This is a genomic window from Algibacter agarivorans (genome assembly GCF_039543245.1).
Lineage (GTDB): Bacteria > Bacteroidota > Bacteroidia > Flavobacteriales > Flavobacteriaceae > Algibacter_G > Algibacter_G agarivorans.
Window position 1 is genome coordinate 28,493 of record NZ_BAABJJ010000034.1, and the last position, 18,967, is coordinate 47,459.

The 18,967-nt window shown below is 34.7% G+C and carries 27 protein-coding genes; 2 read left to right on the top strand and 25 right to left on the bottom strand.

Annotated features, from left to right (window positions below):
• Positions 1–9: 9 nt before the first annotated feature.
• The 25 genes from secY to rpsL form a co-directional block, all read right to left on the bottom strand.
• Positions 10–1,365 (bottom strand): preprotein translocase subunit SecY, encoded by a 1,356-nt coding sequence (gene secY, locus ABD935_RS11305; protein WP_345192157.1) that lies wholly within the window; start codon positions 1,363–1,365, stop codon positions 10–12.
• 14 nt (positions 1,366–1,379) lie between these two features.
• A complete protein-coding gene (rplO, locus tag ABD935_RS11310) occupies positions 1,380–1,832 on the bottom strand; it encodes a 50S ribosomal protein L15 (protein WP_345192158.1) in 453 nt (150 codons plus the stop codon).
• Between the two features lie 15 nt (positions 1,833–1,847).
• Positions 1,848–2,027, bottom strand: coding sequence for a 50S ribosomal protein L30 (gene rpmD, locus ABD935_RS11315; RefSeq protein WP_345192160.1), 180 nt, complete (start codon positions 2,025–2,027; stop codon positions 1,848–1,850).
• An 11-nt stretch (positions 2,028–2,038) separates the two neighbouring features.
• Complete coding sequence (gene rpsE / locus ABD935_RS11320; protein WP_345192161.1) at positions 2,039–2,563, bottom strand: 30S ribosomal protein S5; 525 nt, start codon at positions 2,561–2,563, stop codon at positions 2,039–2,041.
• 6 nt (positions 2,564–2,569) lie between these two features.
• Complete coding sequence (gene rplR, locus ABD935_RS11325) at positions 2,570–2,926, bottom strand: 50S ribosomal protein L18 (RefSeq protein ID WP_345192163.1); 357 nt, start codon at positions 2,924–2,926, stop codon at positions 2,570–2,572.
• A gap of 10 nt (positions 2,927–2,936) precedes the next feature.
• Positions 2,937–3,479 (bottom strand): 50S ribosomal protein L6, encoded by a 543-nt coding sequence (rplF, locus tag ABD935_RS11330; RefSeq protein WP_345192164.1) that lies wholly within the window; start codon positions 3,477–3,479, stop codon positions 2,937–2,939.
• Positions 3,480–3,496: 17 nt separating this feature from the next.
• Complete coding sequence (gene rpsH, locus ABD935_RS11335) at positions 3,497–3,895, bottom strand: 30S ribosomal protein S8 (RefSeq protein WP_345192165.1); 399 nt, start codon at positions 3,893–3,895, stop codon at positions 3,497–3,499.
• A gap of 68 nt (positions 3,896–3,963) precedes the next feature.
• Entirely contained in the window at positions 3,964–4,233 is a 270-nt protein-coding gene (rpsN, locus tag ABD935_RS11340) for a 30S ribosomal protein S14 (RefSeq protein WP_034043320.1), read from the bottom strand.
• Between the two features lie 3 nt (positions 4,234–4,236).
• Positions 4,237–4,788 carry a 50S ribosomal protein L5 gene (gene rplE, locus ABD935_RS11345; RefSeq protein WP_345192166.1) on the bottom strand — a complete coding sequence of 184 codons (552 nt, stop codon included), beginning with the start codon at positions 4,786–4,788 and terminating at the stop codon, positions 4,237–4,239.
• 2 nt (positions 4,789–4,790) lie between these two features.
• Positions 4,791–5,102, bottom strand: coding sequence for a 50S ribosomal protein L24 (rplX, locus tag ABD935_RS11350; RefSeq protein ID WP_345192167.1), 312 nt, complete (start codon positions 5,100–5,102; stop codon positions 4,791–4,793).
• A gap of 15 nt (positions 5,103–5,117) precedes the next feature.
• A complete protein-coding gene (gene rplN / locus ABD935_RS11355) occupies positions 5,118–5,486 on the bottom strand; it encodes a 50S ribosomal protein L14 (RefSeq protein ID WP_069831953.1) in 369 nt (122 codons plus the stop codon).
• A gap of 2 nt (positions 5,487–5,488) precedes the next feature.
• On the bottom strand, positions 5,489–5,746 hold the full coding sequence (gene rpsQ / locus ABD935_RS11360; RefSeq protein ID WP_019386276.1) for a 30S ribosomal protein S17: 258 nt from the start codon (positions 5,744–5,746) through the stop codon (positions 5,489–5,491).
• Between the two features lie 12 nt (positions 5,747–5,758).
• The gene (gene rpmC / locus ABD935_RS11365; RefSeq protein ID WP_298555381.1) at positions 5,759–5,950 is read right to left on the bottom strand and encodes a 50S ribosomal protein L29; all 192 of its coding nucleotides are present in this window, start codon (positions 5,948–5,950) and stop codon (positions 5,759–5,761) included.
• Positions 5,951–5,963: 13 nt separating this feature from the next.
• Positions 5,964–6,383: a 50S ribosomal protein L16 gene (rplP, locus tag ABD935_RS11370; RefSeq protein ID WP_345192169.1), complete on the bottom strand. Its 420-nt coding sequence runs from the start codon at positions 6,381–6,383 to the stop codon at positions 5,964–5,966.
• A gap of 21 nt (positions 6,384–6,404) precedes the next feature.
• A complete protein-coding gene (gene rpsC / locus ABD935_RS11375; protein ID WP_345192170.1) occupies positions 6,405–7,133 on the bottom strand; it encodes a 30S ribosomal protein S3 in 729 nt (242 codons plus the stop codon).
• A 6-nt stretch (positions 7,134–7,139) separates the two neighbouring features.
• Positions 7,140–7,547, bottom strand: coding sequence for a 50S ribosomal protein L22 (gene rplV / locus ABD935_RS11380; protein WP_345192171.1), 408 nt, complete (start codon positions 7,545–7,547; stop codon positions 7,140–7,142).
• A gap of 6 nt (positions 7,548–7,553) precedes the next feature.
• On the bottom strand, positions 7,554–7,832 hold the full coding sequence (rpsS, locus tag ABD935_RS11385; RefSeq protein WP_042499126.1) for a 30S ribosomal protein S19: 279 nt from the start codon (positions 7,830–7,832) through the stop codon (positions 7,554–7,556).
• 3 nt (positions 7,833–7,835) lie between these two features.
• Entirely contained in the window at positions 7,836–8,663 is an 828-nt protein-coding gene (rplB, locus tag ABD935_RS11390; RefSeq protein WP_345192173.1) for a 50S ribosomal protein L2, read from the bottom strand.
• A gap of 10 nt (positions 8,664–8,673) precedes the next feature.
• Positions 8,674–8,964, bottom strand: a complete 291-nt coding sequence (rplW, locus tag ABD935_RS11395; protein ID WP_345192174.1) for a 50S ribosomal protein L23 — start codon at positions 8,962–8,964, stop codon at positions 8,674–8,676.
• A 5-nt stretch (positions 8,965–8,969) separates the two neighbouring features.
• Positions 8,970–9,599 (bottom strand): 50S ribosomal protein L4, encoded by a 630-nt coding sequence (gene rplD, locus ABD935_RS11400; protein ID WP_345192176.1) that lies wholly within the window; start codon positions 9,597–9,599, stop codon positions 8,970–8,972.
• Entirely contained in the window at positions 9,599–10,216 is a 618-nt protein-coding gene (rplC, locus tag ABD935_RS11405; protein ID WP_345192177.1) for a 50S ribosomal protein L3, read from the bottom strand. The genes rplD and rplC overlap by 1 nt, the downstream gene beginning before the upstream one ends.
• A 144-nt stretch (positions 10,217–10,360) precedes the next feature.
• Positions 10,361–10,666 carry a 30S ribosomal protein S10 gene (gene rpsJ, locus ABD935_RS11410; RefSeq protein ID WP_295985741.1) on the bottom strand — a complete coding sequence of 102 codons (306 nt, stop codon included), beginning with the start codon at positions 10,664–10,666 and terminating at the stop codon, positions 10,361–10,363.
• Positions 10,667–10,677: 11 nt separating this feature from the next.
• Positions 10,678–12,804 carry an elongation factor G gene (gene fusA, locus ABD935_RS11415; RefSeq protein WP_345192179.1) on the bottom strand — a complete coding sequence of 709 codons (2,127 nt, stop codon included), beginning with the start codon at positions 12,802–12,804 and terminating at the stop codon, positions 10,678–10,680.
• A gap of 6 nt (positions 12,805–12,810) precedes the next feature.
• Positions 12,811–13,287: a 30S ribosomal protein S7 gene (gene rpsG / locus ABD935_RS11420; protein ID WP_345192180.1), complete on the bottom strand. Its 477-nt coding sequence runs from the start codon at positions 13,285–13,287 to the stop codon at positions 12,811–12,813.
• A 94-nt stretch (positions 13,288–13,381) separates the two neighbouring features.
• Positions 13,382–13,756 (bottom strand): 30S ribosomal protein S12, encoded by a 375-nt coding sequence (rpsL, locus tag ABD935_RS11425; protein ID WP_019386263.1) that lies wholly within the window; start codon positions 13,754–13,756, stop codon positions 13,382–13,384.
• Between the two features lie 302 nt (positions 13,757–14,058).
• Here rpsL and ABD935_RS11430 point away from each other — a divergent pair, with 302 nt between their 5' ends.
• Complete coding sequence (locus tag ABD935_RS11430) at positions 14,059–15,684, top strand: POTRA domain-containing protein (RefSeq protein ID WP_345192182.1); 1,626 nt, start codon at positions 14,059–14,061, stop codon at positions 15,682–15,684.
• A gap of 116 nt (positions 15,685–15,800) precedes the next feature.
• Positions 15,801–18,962 (top strand): SusC/RagA family TonB-linked outer membrane protein, encoded by a 3,162-nt coding sequence (locus tag ABD935_RS11435; RefSeq protein WP_345192184.1) that lies wholly within the window; start codon positions 15,801–15,803, stop codon positions 18,960–18,962.
• Positions 18,963–18,967 lie beyond the last annotated feature (5 nt).

The following is an 18,967-nucleotide window of genomic DNA, read 5'->3' on the forward strand; positions in this document are numbered from 1 at the left end:
GTATAATAATTAAGCTACTGCTTTTCTATTTTTACCAGTTTTCATCAAACCATCATAGTGTCTATTTAACAAATAAGAATTTATTTGTTGCATAGTGTCAATTGCAACTCCAACCATAATTAATAATGAGGTTCCTCCGAAAAATAAAGCCCATCCTTGTTGCACACCCATCAGTTTAACAATAAACGCAGGGAACACAGCAATAAGCGCTAAAAATATAGAACCTGGTAAGGTTATTTGAGACATTATTTTATCTAAATATTCAGATGTTTCAGAACCTGGACGAATACCAGGGATAAAACCACCACTACGTTTTAAATCGTCTGCCATTTTATTGGTAGGTACTGTAATTGCAGTATAAAAGTATGTAAATACTATAATTAATAAAGCAAATGTTAGATTATACCAAAACCCAAACATATCAGAATAGTTCGTTTGCATCCAAGCCCCAGCAGCTGTTTCTTTTAAGAAAGCAGACCCACCTATTAAACTTGGAACAAACATAATAGCCTGAGCAAATATAATTGGCATAACTCCAGAAGCATTAAGCTTTAATGGAATATACTGTCTTGATCCTGCCATAGCGCTTTTTTCATAACCACCAGTAGCAGTTCTTCTTGCATATTGCACGGCTATTTTCCTAACCCCCATGACTAACATAATTGACGCTAAAATAATAACAAACCAGATAACAAATTCTATTAATACCATCATTAAACCACCGTTTCCACCACCTTCTAATCTAGTCGCTGCATTTTGTAAAAATGCTTGAGGTAATGTTGCAATGATACCAACCATAATTAATAATGAAATACCATTACCAATACCTTTATCAGTAATCTTCTCTCCTAACCACATTGCGAAAATACAGCCCGTTACTAATATAGAAACTGAAGAGAAATAAAATAAAGGTCCTGTACCCAATAAGAATGCTGTTGAAGGAATTCCTAAAGCTGGTAAGCTTGCTAAATAACCTGGAGCCTGAAGTAAACAGATTGCGATGGTTAACCAACGTGTAATCTGATTGATTTTCTTCTGCCCACTAGCACCCTCTTTTTGCAATTTTTGCAAATAAGGGATAGCAATACCCATTAACTGTACAACAATAGAAGCAGAAATGTAAGGCATGATACCTAGCGCGAATACCGAAGCGTTAGCAAATGCTCCTCCAGTAAAAGCATTAAGCAAACCTAACAAACCACTGTCTGTTTTTTCTGCTAAACCACCTAATTGAGATGCATCTATACCTGGTAATACTACTTGAGCACCAAAACGATAAACCAATAATAGACCAAGTGTAACTATGATTCTATTTCTTAGCTCTTCTATTTTCCAAACATTCTTTATTGATTCTATAAATTTCATACTTATAAAAAGTCTTATATAGTTACAGCTTCTCCTCCAGCAGCTTCTATAGCAGCTTTTGCTGAAGCAGTAAACTTATGAGCAGATACTTTTAATTTTGCTTTTAACTCTCCACGTCCCATTATTTTAACTAGATCATTTTTTCCAGCTAAACGGTTTGCAAATAATGTTTCAAAATCTACTGCATCTTTTATTTTCTTATCATCAACCAATTGTTGCAAGGTATCCAAATTAATTCCTTGATACTCAATACGGTTAATGTTAGTAAAACCAAATTTAGGAACACGTCTTTGAAGAGGCATTTGCCCGCCTTCAAATCCTAGTTTCTTAGAATAACCAGAACGCGATTTAGCTCCTTTGTGACCACGAGTTGCCGTACCACCTTTACCAGAACCTTGTCCTCTACCTATTCTTTTCCCTTGGTTTTTTACTGAACCTTCTGCAGGTTTTAAATTACTTAAATCCATTTTCAGTTTATATTTTTAAGCTTCTTCTACAGAAACTAAATGTGAAACTTTAGCAACCATACCAAGAATATTTGGTGTAGCCTCATGCTCTATTACTTGACCAATCTTTTTAAGACCTAGAGCTTCTAAAGTTCTTTTTTGTCTTTGCGTACGATTGATTGCGCTTTTAACTTTTTTTACTTTAATTTTTGCCATCTCTGTCTTTGTTAAGCGTTAAAAACTTGTTCAAGTGAAATACCTCTATCCTGAGCAATGGCATTCGCATCTCTTAATTGAAGTAAAGCATCAAATGTTGCTTTTACCACATTGTGAGGGTTTGAAGACCCTTGAGATTTTGATAATACATCATGTACACCAACTGCCTCAAGCACTGTTCTAACAGCACCACCAGCAATTACACCTGTACCAGGAGCAGCAGGAATAATGTTTACTCTAGCCCCACCATATTTACCTTTTTGCTCATGTGGCAATGTTCCTTTTATAATAGGAATTCTAACTAGGTTTTTCTTAGCATCTTCAACAGCTTTTGCAATAGCACTAGCAACGTCTTTAGATTTCCCTAAACCTTGTCCTACAACACCTGCTTCATCACCAACTACTACAATTGCTGAGAAACCAAATGCTCTACCACCTTTAGTTACTTTTGTAACTCTTTGTACCCCAACTAAACGATCTTTAAGATCTAATCCACCTGGTTTTACTAATTCTGCACTTTTATATTTTTTAAACATAATTTCTTAGAATTTAAGTCCTGCTTCTCTAGCTCCTTCAGCTAATGATTTAACTCTACCGTGATATAAATAACCACCTCTATCAAAAGAGATTGTTTCCACACCAGCTTTTAAAGCTTTTTCAGCAAGTGATTTACCTACTAACTTAGCTACTTCTGATTTAGTTGCTTTCGCAGTACTTACACCTTTATCTCTTGAAGATGCTGCACTGATAGTTTTACCAGTTACATCATCAACTATCTGAGCATAAATTTCTTTATTACTTCTATAAACAGCTAATCTAGGTCTTGCTTCTGTACCAGAAACAACCTTACGGATTCTGTTTTTTATTCTTAGTCTTCTTTCGTTCTTTGTCAATGCCATAACTTAATTATTAAGCTGATTTACCTGCTTTTCTTCTTAGTATCTCACCAACAAACTTAATCCCTTTACCTTTATAAGGTTCTGGTCTTCTAAAACCACGAATTTTTGCTGCTACTTGACCAACAAGTTGTTTATCGAATGATGTTAATTTTATAATTGGATTTTTCCCCTTTTCTGATACAGTCTCCACTTTTACTTCTGGAGCAATGTTCAAAATAATATTATGAGAAAATCCTAAAGCTAAATCTAATTTTTGTCCTTGGTTTGCTGCTCTATAACCTACACCTACCAATTCTAATTCTTTAGTCCATCCTTTAGATACACCTTCAATCATATTGTGCATTAAAGATCTGTACAAACCGTGTTTAGCTTTTTGATCTTTAGTATCTGAAGAACGTGTAACCCAAACGCTACCGTCTTCAACTTTAATTTCTATAGAATCGTAATTTTGTGTTAACTCTCCTAATTTCCCTTTTACAGTAACAACGCTATCTTTAACATCAACTGTTACACCTTCTGGAATGGCTACTGGATTATTTCCTATTCTTGACATTTCTTTCTGGCTTTAAATTAGTAAACGTAACATAAAACTTCCCCGCCAACATTATCTCTTTTAGCTTGTTTGCCTGTCATCACTCCGTGAGAAGTTGAAACAATAGCAATACCAAGTCCATTTAAGATTCTAGGTAAATCATTAGAACCAGCATACTTACGTAAACCTGGTGTACTAATTCTTTGAAGTTTTTTAATTACTGGTTCCTTTGTTTCTTTGTTGTATTTAAGCGCTATTTTAATAGAACCTTGTACAGACGAATCATCAAATTTGTAACTTAAAATATATCCTTGTTCGAATAATATTTTAGTGATGTCTTTTTTCAAATTAGAAGCAGGAATCTCAACCACTCTGTGGTTGGCACGCACTGCGTTTCTAATTCTTGTCAAATAATCCGCAATTGGATCTGAGTACATAATGAATTGATTTTGTGGTATTGGTTTTCGAACTATTTCGAACCTTAAACCTGATTATTTAAATAATATTACCAACTAGCTTTTCTTACTCCAGGGATAAGCCCTTGATTAGCCATTTCTCTAAAAGTTACACGAGAAATTCCGAAAGTTCTCATGTATCCTTTTGGTCTTCCTGTTAATTTACATCTATTATGCATACGAACTGGAGATGCATTTTTTGGTAACTTTTGTAATGCTTCATAATCTCCAGCTTCTTTTAAAGCTTTACGTTTTTCAGCATACTTTGCTACTGTTTTTGCTCTTTTTACCTCACGGGCTTTCATTGATTCTTTAGCCATATCTTAGTTCTTTTGAAAAGGTAATCCTAATTCGGTTAATAATGATTTTGCTTCTTTATCAGTATCTGCAGTTGTTACAAATGTAATATCCATACCAGAAATTTTGTTCACTTTATCAATGTTTATTTCTGGGAATATAATTTGTTCGGTAACTCCTAAATTGTAGTTACCCCTACCATCAAATCCTGTAGCTCTAATGCCGTTAAAATCTCTTACACGTGGAAGTGCAGATGTTACTAAACGATCTAAAAACTCATACATTCTTTCACCACGTAAAGTTACTTTAACACCAATTGGCATTCCTTTACGTAATTTAAATGTTGCAACATCCTTTTTAGATAATGTAGCTATCGCTTTTTGTCCAGATATAGTAGTTACTTCTTCTACTGCGTAGTCGATTAACTTTTTGTCTGCAACGGCTGCTCCAACACCTTTAGATATTACTATCTTAGTAAGTTTAGGCACTTGCATTACATTTTTATAACCAAATTCGTCTGTAAGAGCTGCAATTACTCTGCTTTTATACTCTTCTTTAAGTCTAGGTGAATATGCCATAACTATATTACTTCATTAGATTTTGTTGAAAATCTTACTTTTTTATCGCCTTCTACTCTAAATCCAATTCTTGTTGTTTCTCCTTTTGAAGTTAACAACGATAAGTTAGATATATGAATAGCAGCTTCTTTCTCTACGATTCCGCCTTGAGGGTTTTGTGCACTTGGTTTAGTATGTTTCTTAACCATGTTTACACCCTCTACAATCGCCTTGTTCTTAGCTATTAATACCTTTTGTACTTTACCTTCAGATCCTTTATGGTCTCCAGCAATTACTTTTACAGTATCTCCAGTTTTTATTTTAAGCTTTGTCATCTTAGTTATAATGTATTAAAGCACTTCTGGTGCTAATGATACAATCTTCATGAATTGTTTATCACGAAGCTCTCTAGCAACAGGACCAAATACACGTGTTCCTCTCATTTCACCCGTTGGGTTTAATAAAACACAAGCATTATCATCAAATCTTATATAAGATCCGTCTGGTCTTCTTACTTCTTTCTTAGTACGTACAACAACTGCTGTAGAAACTGCTTTTTTCTTAATGTTTCCATTAGGCGTTGCATCTTTAACCGAAACAACTATCTTATCTCCTACAGAAGCATATCTTCTTTTAGTTCCTCCTAAAACACGGATAACTAAAACCTCTTTTGCTCCAGTATTGTCTGCTACTTTTATTCTTGATTCTTGTTGTAACATAATTATTTAGCTCTTTCTAGGATTTCTACTAATCTCCAACATTTAGATTTACTTAAAGGTCTTGTTTCCATGATCTTTACAGTATCTCCAATGTTACAATCGTTTGTCTCGTCGTGTGCAACGTATTTTTTCGTTTTCAACACGAACTTACCATACATAGGATGTTTTACTTTTTTAACCTCTGCAACAACTATTGATTTTTGCATTTTGTTACTAGTAACAACTCCTATACGTTCTTTTCTTAAATTTCTTGTTTCCATCTTTCAGCAGAATTATTGTAATTCTCTTTTAGTTAATTCAGTCGCAATTCTAGCTACAGTTCTTCTTATAGAACGTAATTGAATTGGATTTTCTAAAGGAGATATTGCATGAGCCAATTTTAGGTCTGAATAACTCTTTTTTGTTTCACCAAGTTTATCTTGTAACTCAGCTACAGATAATTCTTTAATTTCTGATTGTTTCATAATATCAAATAAATTATGCTTCGTAATCTCTAGCGATTAAAAACTTAGTTTTAACTGGTAGTTTTTGTGCTGCTAAGCGTAATGCTTCTTTTGCAACATCTAGAGGTACACCTCCAATTTCAAAAACTATTCTACCTGGCTTACATACCGCAACCCAGTACTCAACTGCACCTTTACCTTTACCCATACGTACTTCAAGAGGCTTTTTTGTAATAGGCTTGTCTGGAAATACTTTAATCCAAAGTTGCCCTTCTCTTTTCATGAAACGTGTAGCGGCAATACGCGCTGCTTCAATTTGACGTGATGTCAAAAACGTTGAATCTAATACTTTTATTCCAAAAGTTCCATTTGAAAGTTGGTTTCCTCTTTGAGAAAGACCTTTCATCCGTCCTTTTTGTTGCTTACGAAATTTTGTTCTTTTAGGCTGTAACATTTTTCTTTACTTTATAAAAAATTACTTTCTACGACGAGGTTTGTTATCTCTGTTTCCGCCACGTCCTCCGGCTCCACCTTTTCCTTGCTTTTTGGACAATCCAACAAGCGGAGAAAGTTCTCTTTTACCATATACTTCACCTTTCATGATCCATACTTTAACACCTAATCTACCATAAGTAGTGTGTGCCTCAACTAAAGCATAATCAATATCGGCTCTAAAGGTTGATAAAGGAATACGTCCTTCTTTGTAGTGTTCAGAACGTGCCATTTCAGCACCATTTAAACGTCCACTAATCTGGATTTTAATTCCTTCAGCATTCATACGCATTGTAGCAGCAATAGCCATCTTAATTGCGCGTCTGTATGAAATTCTGTTTTCAATTTGACGAGCTATGCTTGATCCTACTAAAAATGCATCAAGTTCAGGTCTTTTAATTTCAAAGATGTTAATCTGAACTTCTTTACTAGTAATTTTCTTAAGTTCTTCTTTTAACTTGTCTACCTCTTGTCCGCCTTTCCCGATAATAATACCTGGTCTTGCAGTAGTGATAGTAACGGTTACAAGTTTTAAAGTTCTTTCGATAATTACTCTACTAACACTAGCTTTAGATAAACGCGCGTGAACGTATTTTCTAATCTTATCGTCTTCGGCAAGTTTGTCACCATAATCGTTTCCTCCGTACCAGTTAGATTCCCATCCTCTGATAATTCCTAAGCGATTTCCGATTGGATTTGTCTTTTGTCCCATACTTTATTAAGCTTGTGTGTTATTATTAGCTCCAACTACGATTGTTACGTGGTTAGAACGTTTTCTTATTCTGTGTGCACGACCTTGCGGAGCTGGACGTAATCTCTTTAACATAGATCCGCTATCAACTTTAATCTCTTTTACTACCAACTCAGCCTCTTCAATGTTAGCTTCTTCGTTTTTAGATTGCCAGTTTGCAATTGCAGACAATAACAATTTCTCTAAACGACCAGATGCTTCTTTTTGGTTGAATTTTAAGATATTAAGTGCATGTTCTACTTTTTCACCTCTTACTAAATCGGCTACTAAACGCATTTTTCTCGGTGATGTAGGACAGTTATTAAGCTTTGCAAAAGCAACGTGTTTTTTTGCTTCCTTAATAGCGTCTGCCATTTGTTTTTTACGACTTCCCATAGCTTACTACTTTTTACCTTTATTTTTAGCACCTGCATGTCCACGGAATGAACGTGTTGGTGAAAATTCTCCTAATTTATGACCTACCATGTTTTCTGTAACATATACTGGTACAAATTGACGGCCATTGTGCACTGCTATAGTTTGTCCAACAAAATCTGGAGTAATCATAGAGGCTCTAGACCACGTTTTGATTACTGTTTTTTTGTTAGATTCAACATTAACAGCTACTTTCTTTTCTAGTTTATAATGAACGTAAGGTCCTTTTTTTAATGATCTTGCCATGTCTTATTTCTTTCTACGTTCTACAATATATTTATTACTTGACTTAGTCTTAGAACGGGTTCTGTAACCTTTAGCTGGAATACCATTTCTAGAACGAGGATGTCCTCCTGAAGATTTACCTTCACCACCACCCATTGGGTGATCAACTGGATTCATTACTACTGGTCTAGTACGTGGTCTTCTTCCTAACCATCTTGTTCTACCTGCTTTACCACCAACTAATAATTGATGATCCGAGTTAGATACAACACCTATTGTAGCCATACAGTTAGCAAGAATTAATCTTGTTTCACCTGAAGGCAATTTAACTGTGGCAAATTTACCATCTCTTGCCATTAACTGCGCAAAAGCTCCAGCACTACGTGCCATAATTGCACCTTGTCCAGGACGTAACTCTATACAAGATATAATAGTTCCTAATGGAATTTGACTTAATGGCATTGCATTTCCAATTTCTGGAGCAATACCTTCATTACCAGATACTACATTTTGTCCAACCTGAAGTCCATTTTGAGCAATAATGTATCTTTTCTCACCATCTTGATAATTCAATAATGCGATAAAAGCTGTTCTGTTTGGATCGTATTGAATTGAAGCTACTTCAGCAGGAATCCCAGCTTTGTCTCTTTTAAAATCGATAATACGATATTTTCTTTTATGACCACCACCTATGTAGCGCATGGTCATTTTTCCTTCACTGTTTCTACCACCAGACCTTTTATTCGGAACGAGTAAACTCTTTTCCGGCTTATCAGTAGTGATGGCGTCATAACCATTTACTACTCTAAATCGCTGTCCTGGTGTGATTGGTTTTAATTTTCTTACTGACATTTGTCTTTAATTACATGTTACTGTATAAATCAATCATTTCACCTTCCGCCAGTTGTACAATTGCCTTTTTAACAGCATTTGTTTTACCATTTTGAATACCAGTTTTTGTGTGCTTGGTACTACGATCTGGACGGACATTTATAGTACGAACTTTTTCAACAGAAACACCATAAGCAGCTTCCACCGCTTTTTTGATTTCTACCTTGTTCGCCTTTGTATTCACCGAGAACGTGTAGCAGTTTCTCAACTCGCTATCTGCTGTAGCCTTTTCTGTGATTATAGGTTTAATTAAGATATTCATTGTTTCTATTTACTTAAGTTTGTTTCAATTCCTTCTAAAGCGCCTTCTAAAAGAACTATTTGATTTGCATTTAAAATCTTATAAGTGCTTATTTCTGAACTAGTTACAACTTCAGAGCCTTTTAAATTGCGCGATGACAAATATACGTTATTATTTGACCCACCCAACACAAACAGAGATTTTTTGTTTTCTAGCTCTAAAGCCTTTAAAACTGCTGTAAAGTTCTTAGTCTTTACATTATCAAAAGTAAAGTCTTCAACAACTGTTATTGACTTCTCTCCTGCTTTGATACTTAAGGCAGATTTACGCGCTAAGCGCTTTAAGTTTTTATTAAGTTTGAAGCTGTAATTTCTAGGTCTTGGACCGAACATACGACCACCCCCTTTAAATACACCAGACTTAATACTACCTGCTCTTGCTGTACCAGTTCCTTTTTGCTTTTTAATCTTACGTGTACTTCCAGAAATCTCAGCGCGTTCTTTCGACTTGTGAGTTCCTTGACGTTGGTTTGCTAAATATTGTTTAACATCCAAATATACAGCGTGATTATTAGGCTCAATAGCAAACACATCTTTAGAAAGGTCTGCCTTTCTACCTGTGTCTTTTCCGTTTATATCTAAAACTGCTACTTTCATTATTTTCTAATAATTACATAAGCGTTTTTATGACCAGGAACACATCCCTTAACCACAAGTAGATTCTTTTCAGCAACTACTTTTAAAACTCTTAAATTTTGAACTTTAACTGTGTCTCCACCCATTCTTCCTGCCATTTTCATGCCTTTAAAAACACGAGCAGGGTAAGATGCAGCTCCAATAGATCCAGGCGCTCTTAAACGGTTATGTTGACCGTGAGTAGCTTGACCTACACCACCGAAACCATGACGTTTTACAACACCTTGAAATCCTTTACCTTTAGATGTTCCTGCTACGTCAACAAATTCACCTTCAGCGAAATGTTCAACAGTGATTGCATCTCCTAATTTGTACTCCTCATCAAAACCTTGAAATTCTACGATTTTGCGTTTTACAGAAGTTCCTGCTTTTTTAGCGTGACCTAAGTCAGCTTTAGTAGCGCTTTTTTCTGTCGCGTCATCGAAACCAAGTTGAATAGCTTCATAGCCATCAACGTCTTCAGTTCTGACTTGGGTAACGATACATGGTCCAGCTTCGATTACTGTACATGGCATATTTTTACCATTTTCATCGAAGATGCTGGTCATACCGATTTTTTTTCCAATTAACCCAGACATAATTATTTATTTAATTTATTACTATTTATGATACGTGATAAATCACGTTTTTACTAAAATTCAAGGCTGAAAATACGTTTCAGCCTTGAATTGTATTTTTACCGTTTTTCCTTAACCAATCGTTAAGGACATGTAAGTTTATTACTAAACTTTGATTTCTACTTCAACACCACTTGGTAATTCAAGTTTCATTAACGCATCAATTGTTTTTGATGACGAAGAGTAAATATCAAGTAAACGCTTGTAAGAGCTTAATTGAAATTGTTCTCTTGATTTCTTGTTTACGTGTGGAGAACGTAATACAGTGAAAATTTTCTTGTGAGTTGGTAATGGAATTGGTCCAGTAACAACAGCTCCAGTACTTTTTACTGTTTTTACAATCTTATCAGCAGACTTGTCCACTAAGTTAAAATCGTAAGACTTTAATTTTATTCTGATTTTTTGACTCATTTTCTTAACTTTTAAGATTGTTCTCCTTTAGCTGCCTTAATAACTTCTTCAGATATATTTGAAGGCGTTTCAGCATAATGTGAAAATTCCATTGTTGACGTTGCACGACCAGATGATAATGTTCTTAATGTAGTAACATATCCAAACATTTCTGATAATGGCACAGTAGCTTTTACAGTTTTTGCACCGGCTCTATCGCCCATATCACTTACTTGACCACGTCTTCTATTTAAGTCACCTACAATATCACCCATATTTTCTTCAGGAGTAATAACTTCTAGCTTCATAATAGGCTCCATGATTACAGCTTTTGCCGCTTTAGCACAGTTTTTAAATCCTAGTTTTGCTGCTAATTCGAAAGATAATTGATCCGAATCCACATCATGGTAAGACCCATCTTTCAACGTTACTTTCATAGCGTCAATTTCATATCCAGCTAAAGGTCCATTTACCATTGCCATTTTGAATCCTTTTTCAATAGAAGGTATAAATTCCTTAGGAACGTTTCCTCCTTTAATGACAGATTCAAATTGAAGTCCAACTACACCTTCATCTGCAGGTTCAACCGTAAATACGATATCTGCGAATTTACCACGACCACCAGATTGTTTTTTATAAACCTCTCTGTGATCAGCTGATTGTGTAATAGCCTCTTTATATTCAACCTGTGGTTGACCTTGATTAACCTCAACTTTGAATTCACGACGTAAACGATCTACAATAACATCTAAGTGAAGTTCACCCATTCCAGAAATAATAGTCTGTCCTGAAGCTTCGTCTGAACGTACTGTAAACGTAGGATCTTCTTCAGCTAATTTAGCTAAGCCCATACCCAATTTATCAACATCTGCTTTAGTTTTAGGTTCAACCGCGATACCAATTACTGGATCTGGGAAGTCCATAGACTCTAAAACAATAGGATGTTTCTCATCTGAAAGCGTATCTCCTGTTTTAATAGATTTGAATCCAACAGCAGCTCCAATATCTCCAGCTTCTATAAAATCAATGGCATTTTGCTTATTAGCATGCATTTGATAAATACGTGAGATACGTTCTTTTTTACCTGAACGGTTATTTAACACATAAGAACCAGCATCTAAACGACCAGAATACGCACGGAAAAATGCTAAACGACCTACAAAAGGATCAGTAGCAATTTTAAATGCTAAAGCAGCAAAAGGCTCGTTTACAGATGGCTTACGCAAAATTGATTCTCCAGAATCTGGATCAGTTCCTACTATACCTTCTTTATCAGTTGGAGAAGGCAAATAACGACATACAGCATCTAACAAGAATTGAACACCTTTATTTTTAAAGGCAGAACCACAAATCATAGGAATAATTGCCATATCCATTACAGCAGCTCTAAGCGCAGCGTGCACTTCATCTTCTGTAATAGAATCTTCATCTTCCATGAATTTTTCTAAAAGATCCTCGTCGTAACCAGCAACTTCTTCAATAAGTAGTGCGCGATATTTACGAGCTTCTTCTTTAAGTTCTTCTGGAATTTCGATCACATCAAAAGTCGCCCCTTGAGTTTCATCATGCCATACAATAGCACGGTTTTTAACTAAATCTATAATACCTTTAAAATCTTCTTCGTCACCAATATTTAAAACGATTGGCACAGCGTTAGATTTCAACATATCTTTTACTTGTTGACAAACACCTAAAAAGTCTGACCCTTGACGGTCCATTTTATTAACAAAACCAATTCTTGGTACTTTATAGTTATCTGCTAGTCTCCAGTTAGTTTCAGATTGAGGTTCAACACCATCAACTGCACTAAATAAGAATACTAAACCATCAAGCACACGTAACGAACGGTTTACCTCTACGGTAAAATCAACGTGACCTGGTGTGTCAATTATATTAAAGTGATATCCTTTAGTCTCTGGTGTAGGCTCCCCATTTTCAATTGGGAACTTCCACTCACAAGTAGTAGCAGCAGAAGTAATTGTAATACCTCTTTCCTGCTCTTGCTCCATCCAGTCCATTGTTGCAGCACCATCATGCACTTCTCCAATTTTATGCGAAACACCTGTATAATAAAGAATACGTTCTGTAGTAGTAGTTTTTCCTGCATCAATATGCGCAGCAATACCTATATTTCTAGTATATTTTAAATCTCTTGCCATGTCCTATTAAAATCTAAAGTGAGAGAATGCTTTATTTGCTTCTGCCATTTTATGAGTATCAACTCTTTTCTTAACGGCTGCCCCCTCTTCTTTAGCTGCTGCTAAAATTTCTGAAGCTAAACGCAATGCCATAGATTTTTCGTTTCTTTTACGCGCGTAGCTAATTAGCCATTTCATTGCGGTTGAAACTTTACGGTCTGGACGAATTTGCATTGGTATTTGGAATGTTGCTCCACCAACACGACGACTACGTACTTCTACGTGAGGCATTACATTTGACAAACCATCTTTCCAGATTTCTAATGCTGTTTTTTCTTCGTCAGTTTTTTTTGAGTCTACAATGTCAATGGCATCATAGAATACTTTAAAGGCGACAGACTTCTTTCCGTCCCACATCATCATATTAACGAAACGAGTTACTAACTGATCGTTAAAACGTGGATCCGGTAAAAGCGGTCTCTTTTTTGCTGCTCTTTTTCTCATGTCTTCTTTTGAGTTTTTTAGTTTTTAGTTTTTGGCTATTAGTCATTAGTCTTCTTAAAACTCTAACTTACAACCTCCTACTTCTAACTTTGTTTTACTTCTTAGGGCGTTTTGCACCATACTTAGATCTACGTTGCGTTCTACCTGAAACACCTGCTGTGTCCAAAGCACCACGTACAATGTGATATCTAACTCCTGGCAAATCTTTTACCCTTCCACCTCTAACCAATACTATCGAGTGCTCTTGTAGATTGTGTCCTTCACCACCGATGTATGCATTAACCTCGTTTCCGTTTGTTAAACGAACCCTTGCTACCTTACGCATTGCTGAGTTAGGTTTTTTAGGAGTTGTTGTGTAAACACGAGTACACACACCACGTCTTTGCGGACAAGAATCTAAAGCAGCCGATTTACTCTTCTTGGTTATTTTGGCTCTTCCTTTTCTTACTAATTGCGAAATTGTTGGCATATATAATATATATAATTTTTATTATCCTCTTTTTAAGAGGGGTGCAAATGTAGAAATTAAAATCTAGAATTCAAATCCTAAATCATTAATTTTTAAGAGTTTTCAAAAATTATATCATCACCTATATTATAAGCGTATATTTTCCGTTAGATTTACACTGAAAAGTTAGAGGCTTGAAGTTAGAACACAGAAGCCTAAAACTGCTCATTAATCATTTTAGTAATCTTTAACTTGTGCAAAAAACTCCTTTTTTAATCCTTATTATATACATCCTTTTTTCTTCGGAAGTATTCTGCCAAAACTTGCGACTGAAAATAGATGGCAATTCTGAATTTGAAACGACTGTAATAGATTCTTTAAACTACTTGACAAACCATAAAGATTATGCATCTATCAAATTTGAAGTAGACTCGCTTCAAAAGACACTTTTTAAAATGGGGTATATTGAAAATGAATTGAAAAACATTATAAGAATAAACGATACGACTTTCTATTCTCAAATTCATTTAAAAAAGAAATTCAACACCATATATATATACTACAATAAAAAAGATGTTGATGCTTCCGTTTTAAACTTCATTTCAAAACATGTTTCAGATAATTATTTTGAATTGGAATGCTCTGAAATTGAAAACGCGTTGAAATACATCAATTCTAAAATATCAGAAAAAGGTTTGCCTTTTTCTAAATTGCGTTTAACTGATATTAAAATCAAAGATCTGTTAAACCTAGAAGCGCACTTAATAGTTGATTCTTCGGAACAAAAAAGAATCATCAACGACATTGTAATTAAAGGGTATGAAAAATTCCCTCGTTCCTACTTAAAACATTTCTTGAAGATAAAACCATCTCAGGTTTTTGATTTAAATAAAATTCAAAACAAAACAGAACAACTCAATAGTTTAAATTTCGCCAAAGAGATAAAATCACCAGAGGTTCTGTTCTCTAAAGATTCTACTAGACTTTATATTTATCTTGAAAAAGCCAAAAGTAATTCCTTTGATGGTTTCTTAGGGTTTGGCACCAATGATGAAACCAACAAATTAGAGTTTGATGGCTACTTGAATTTGAATCTTACAAATAACTTGAATTTCGGCGAATCCTTTAGACTACTGTATAAAAGTGATGAAAATGACCAAAAAACGTTCGAAGTTGATGCTTCTTTACCTTACTTATTTAAATCTCCAATAGGTGTTGATTTACTTTTACGGATTTTTAAAAGAGATTCATCATTTACCACAGTTAATCAATCTGCTAAATTATATTATCAAATAAATGCTAAACATAAAATTTATGCTGGTATTGTTTCAACAGAATCTAATAATTTACTTAAAGAAAATTCAACAACCTCAATAGCCGATTACAAGACCCAATATTACACACTCGCCTATCAATACCTAAAACCACAATCCTATAATGTATTGTTCCCTATTAAATCGAAAGTTTACTTGGAAACAGCTTTTGGAGACAGAAAGAGTTCAAATACTTTAGAAAAACAATCTCAATTAACCATTGACGCCTTGAAAATCTTCAACTTAAACAAAAAAAACAGCATCTATCTAAGGCTAAATGGCTCAAATTTGATTTCGGATACTTATTTTGAAAATGAACTACTAAGATTTGGTGGCATTAATTCCATTAGGGGTTTTGAAGAAAACAGTCTTTTTGCCTCCTTATATGGATTGATTAATACAGAATATAGATTTCAACTTAATAACTCCATATATATACACTCTATAATTGACGCAGCATATTTTGAAAATAAAGCATCAAATACCAAAGAAAAACTCTTTGGCTATGGGTTTGGATTTGGAATTCTTACAAAAGCAGGATTATTTAAGTTTAATTATGCAAACGGAAAAACTGAGAATACTCAATTTAAACTCTCTAATTCTAAAATACATCTCAGTTTGACGGCAAATTTCTAGTCTCAAATTATCATTTTCTTAAAATACTACCCTTATTCTCAAATTTTAACCATTATTTATTGTTTTATTAAGATAATTTTATGATTTTTACATTGACTAATTCAAATAATTATAAAATGAAAACAAAGTTTAGTGGAATTCTAACGCTATTACTAGCGTTTGTTGTGCAAATAACGTTTGCACAAGAAAAGACAATTTCAGGTACGGTATCAGATGGATCTGGTTTACCGCTTCCAGGAGCAAGTGTCATAATTAAAGGTACCTCATCTGGTACATCTTCAGATTTTGATGGTAATTACTCAATATCAGCTAAACAAGGGGCTACTCTTGTATTTAGTTTTGTCGGGTATACTACGAAAGAAATCGCTGTTGGAGCATCCAACACAATCAATGTTACTTTACAGGAAGATGCGGAAGCCCTGGAAGAGGTTGTGGTAACAGCTCTGGGAATTTCTAAACAAAAGAGAACTCTAGGGTATGCCATCTCTGAGGTAGATGGTGAAGACATCAACAAAGCACAAGCAGTCAACCCAATGACCGCCCTACAAGGTAAGATTACTGGGTTAGACGTAAGTTCGGCGCCAGGACCTGGAGCAACTCAAAATGTTATAATACGTGGGATTTCCTCTTTTGGAAATGTACAACCAATGTACATAATAGATGGTGTTGTCATTACCAATGAACAAAACAGAGCGGGAGATAATCTTAATTCGCAAGTAGATTTTGGTTCTGGGATTAATTCTATTAACCCTAACGACATTGAAAATATTACTGTTTTAAAAGGAGCTAGTTCTACTGCTCTTTATGGATCCAGAGCTGCTAACGGTGTTATCTTGATAACCACTAAAAGTGGAAAAAGCGGAAAAATGAAAATTGATATTAATAGCTCTTACTCTATTAATAAAGTAGGCTTTCTTTCTGATACGCAAAGTCAATTTGGACAAGGTTGGAGTGGAGACAGAGCTTTAGATGAAAATGGCAACTGGGGAGCTGCATACGACGGAGTTGATCGTGTATGGGGTAACATAGTAAACAATAGTCAAAAAATCAAACCCTATGTTTATTTAAAGAATAACATTAGAGACTTTTATGAAGATGGAGGGAATAGCAAAAATTCTATTTCTCTTTCTGGAGGTAACGACACTAACACCTATTTCTTGTCTTTATCTCAAAATACTGTAGATGGTGTTGTTCCAACTGACAATGACTCATACAGCAGATACACGCTTTCTACAAAAGCAACCCATAAGACAGAAAAGTTCAAATTTACTTCTGTAATAAACTTCTCTAAGGAAAAAACTAATGCAATTCCTTCAGGACAAGGAACTTCTTTAAACAGGTCTTTAAGAGAAATAGCCAACGATATATCTATTATAGATTTGAAAGATTACAATGACCCTTTTAACAATTTGGATAACTATTTCACACCTTACGGGGTTAACCCTTACTTCATTTTAAATAATGATGGGGCTTCTCAAAATAAAAACAAGTTCTTTGGTAAATTTGAAGTAGAGTATAATGTCCTAGATGACGTAAGTCTTATGTATCGTTTCTCTGGTGATTATGAAACCTCAACCGCAAATACACATACAGGCATAATTGCTTTTACACCAGACTCATACAACGATGGGGCTAGTGCTACAACACCTGGGAGCTATAGACAAACTAAAAGAAATAGAACACAAACTAGTCACGATATAATGGCTACTTATAACAAATCAATAAATGAAAATATTGATTTCAGTACTATTGCTGGTTTAAACGTGAATGAAAGATCATACGATTGGTTATATGGAGACATTTCATCAATAGATATTCCAGGTTTTTATGACCTAAATAATAGTTTAACCCCTGCAACTTCTGATCAATATAGAGAAAAAAGAAGACTCATAGGGACATACATAAGTGCAGATTTAAGCTATAAGGATTTCATATATTTAAATGCTACGGCAAGAAATGACTGGTCGTCTACATTACCTCAAGGTAGCAACAGTTTCTTTTATGGAGGTTTGAACGCTAGTTTTATTTTGACTAATCTATTCGAAGATACTGGTGTCTTTGATTTCTCTAAATTAAGAATAGGTTATGGTAGCACTGGGCTTGATGCTGATGTTTATAATGTTGCTGACCGTTATGTTACAGGGGCTTCAAGTAGTCCAAATTTCCCAGATGTTGATGATTTAACATTCCCTCTTAACGGTGTAAATTCATATACGGCATCAAACAGATTAGGTAACCCTAACTTAACCCCAGAAATTACAACAGAGTTTGAAGTAGGAATTGAAAATAGACTATTTAAAAACCGCTTAGGTATAGAATTTTCATACTACAACAGATTTACAGACGGATTAATTTCGCAATTAGATCTTGACCCTTCTAGCGGTTATGATTTTATAATTGCTAATTTAGGTGACATAAGAAACAAAGGTTATGAAATAGCTATAGATGTTACTCCAATTAGAACTGACAACTTTAAATGGACTGTTTCATGGAACTATTCGGAAAACAAAAACAAAGTTGAGAAACTAGATGTTGATGAAATTCAATTAACAGGTTTCGGCGATGGAAATGGGATCTACGCTATTGAAGGTATGCCAATAGGTCAATACAAGTTCACTACAGCTAAAATGGTTGATGCAAATGGAGATGGCGTTCTTAGAACTGTTGTTGATGGAAATGGTAATCCACAACAAACTACAGACCCAGAACTATTAGGCAAAGACATTCACGAAAAATATAGAATGGGATTAACCAATACTGTAATTTGGAAAGGGCTTTCTCTTACTGGAACATTAGATTTTAGATATGGTGGGCATATATACTCTGGAACAAAAGATTACTTACACTGGACAGGGAGTTCTGTAGAAAGTGTTGCTAATGACAGAAATGCATTTATAATTCCTAATTCAGTTATTGACAATGGAGATGGAACGTATAGTGAAAATAACATTCCTGTTGATCCTACTGCTTTGCATACATTTTATAGTAATGGAGGTTTTGATGGAGATTCATACGCTGTTATCGACAAATCTTATCTTAAACTAAGAAATGTAACACTAGCTTACAGCTTACCTGAAAAATTTATCTCAAAATTGAATCTAACTTCGGTTAATTTCTCTTTTACTGCTAGCAACTTTTTATTATGGAAACATAAAGACAACCCTTACATTGACCCAGAAACAACAACTTTTGGTAATAATGTAGATGCTAAATTTGGAGAATATAACGGTAACCCTACTAATGAGGTTTATACGGTAGGACTAAATATTCAATTATAAAAAAT

Bases quoted from the DNA above. Each gene is read 5' to 3' on its own strand.
- rplN (WP_069831953.1), bottom strand. From the start codon at position 5,486: ATGTTACAACAAGAATCAAGAATAAAAGTAGCAGACAATACTGGAGCA.
- rplE (WP_345192166.1), bottom strand. From the start codon at position 4,788: ATGGCATATTCACCTAGACTTAAAGAAGAGTATAAAAGCAGAGTAATT.
- rpsN (WP_034043320.1), bottom strand. From the start codon at position 4,233: ATGGCTAAAGAATCAATGAAAGCCCGTGAGGTAAAAAGAGCAAAAACA.
- rplB (WP_345192173.1), bottom strand. From the start codon at position 8,663: ATGTCAGTAAGAAAATTAAAACCAATCACACCAGGACAGCGATTTAGA.
- rpsG (WP_345192180.1), bottom strand. From the start codon at position 13,287: ATGAGAAAAAGAGCAGCAAAAAAGAGACCGCTTTTACCGGATCCACGT.
- rpsC (WP_345192170.1), bottom strand. From the start codon at position 7,133: ATGGGACAAAAGACAAATCCAATCGGAAATCGCTTAGGAATTATCAGA.
- rplP (WP_345192169.1), bottom strand. From the start codon at position 6,383: ATGTTACAGCCTAAAAGAACAAAATTTCGTAAGCAACAAAAAGGACGG.
- rplO (WP_345192158.1), bottom strand. From the start codon at position 1,832: ATGGATTTAAGTAATTTAAAACCTGCAGAAGGTTCAGTAAAAAACCAA.
- secY (WP_345192157.1), bottom strand. From the start codon at position 1,365: ATGAAATTTATAGAATCAATAAAGAATGTTTGGAAAATAGAAGAGCTA.
- ABD935_RS11435 (WP_345192184.1), top strand. From the start codon at position 15,801: ATGAAAACAAAGTTTAGTGGAATTCTAACGCTATTACTAGCGTTTGTT.
- rplC (WP_345192177.1), bottom strand. From the start codon at position 10,216: ATGTCTGGGTTAATTGGAAAAAAAATCGGTATGACCAGCATCTTCGAT.
- rplW (WP_345192174.1), bottom strand. From the start codon at position 8,964: ATGAATATCTTAATTAAACCTATAATCACAGAAAAGGCTACAGCAGAT.
- fusA (WP_345192179.1), bottom strand. From the start codon at position 12,804: ATGGCAAGAGATTTAAAATATACTAGAAATATAGGTATTGCTGCGCAT.
- rpsL (WP_019386263.1), bottom strand. From the start codon at position 13,756: ATGCCAACAATTTCGCAATTAGTAAGAAAAGGAAGAGCCAAAATAACC.
- rplF (WP_345192164.1), bottom strand. From the start codon at position 3,479: ATGTCAAGAATAGGAAATAATCCAGTAGCCATTCCAGAAGGTGTAACA.
- rplX (WP_345192167.1), bottom strand. From the start codon at position 5,102: ATGACAAAGCTTAAAATAAAAACTGGAGATACTGTAAAAGTAATTGCT.
- rpsJ (WP_295985741.1), bottom strand. From the start codon at position 10,666: ATGAGTCAAAAAATCAGAATAAAATTAAAGTCTTACGATTTTAACTTA.
- rpmC (WP_298555381.1), bottom strand. From the start codon at position 5,950: ATGAAACAATCAGAAATTAAAGAATTATCTGTAGCTGAGTTACAAGAT.
- rpsH (WP_345192165.1), bottom strand. From the start codon at position 3,895: ATGTACTCAGATCCAATTGCGGATTATTTGACAAGAATTAGAAACGCA.
- rplD (WP_345192176.1), bottom strand. From the start codon at position 9,599: ATGAAAGTAGCAGTTTTAGATATAAACGGAAAAGACACAGGTAGAAAG.
- rpmD (WP_345192160.1), bottom strand. From the start codon at position 2,027: ATGGCAAAAATTAAAGTAAAAAAAGTTAAAAGCGCAATCAATCGTACG.
- rpsE (WP_345192161.1), bottom strand. From the start codon at position 2,563: ATGTTTAAAAAATATAAAAGTGCAGAATTAGTAAAACCAGGTGGATTA.
- rplR (WP_345192163.1), bottom strand. From the start codon at position 2,926: ATGGCATTGACAAAGAACGAAAGAAGACTAAGAATAAAAAACAGAATC.
- rplV (WP_345192171.1), bottom strand. From the start codon at position 7,547: ATGGGAAGTCGTAAAAAACAAATGGCAGACGCTATTAAGGAAGCAAAA.
- rpsQ (WP_019386276.1), bottom strand. From the start codon at position 5,746: ATGGAAACAAGAAATTTAAGAAAAGAACGTATAGGAGTTGTTACTAGT.
- rpsS (WP_042499126.1), bottom strand. From the start codon at position 7,832: ATGGCAAGATCATTAAAAAAAGGACCTTACGTTCATTATAAACTAGAA.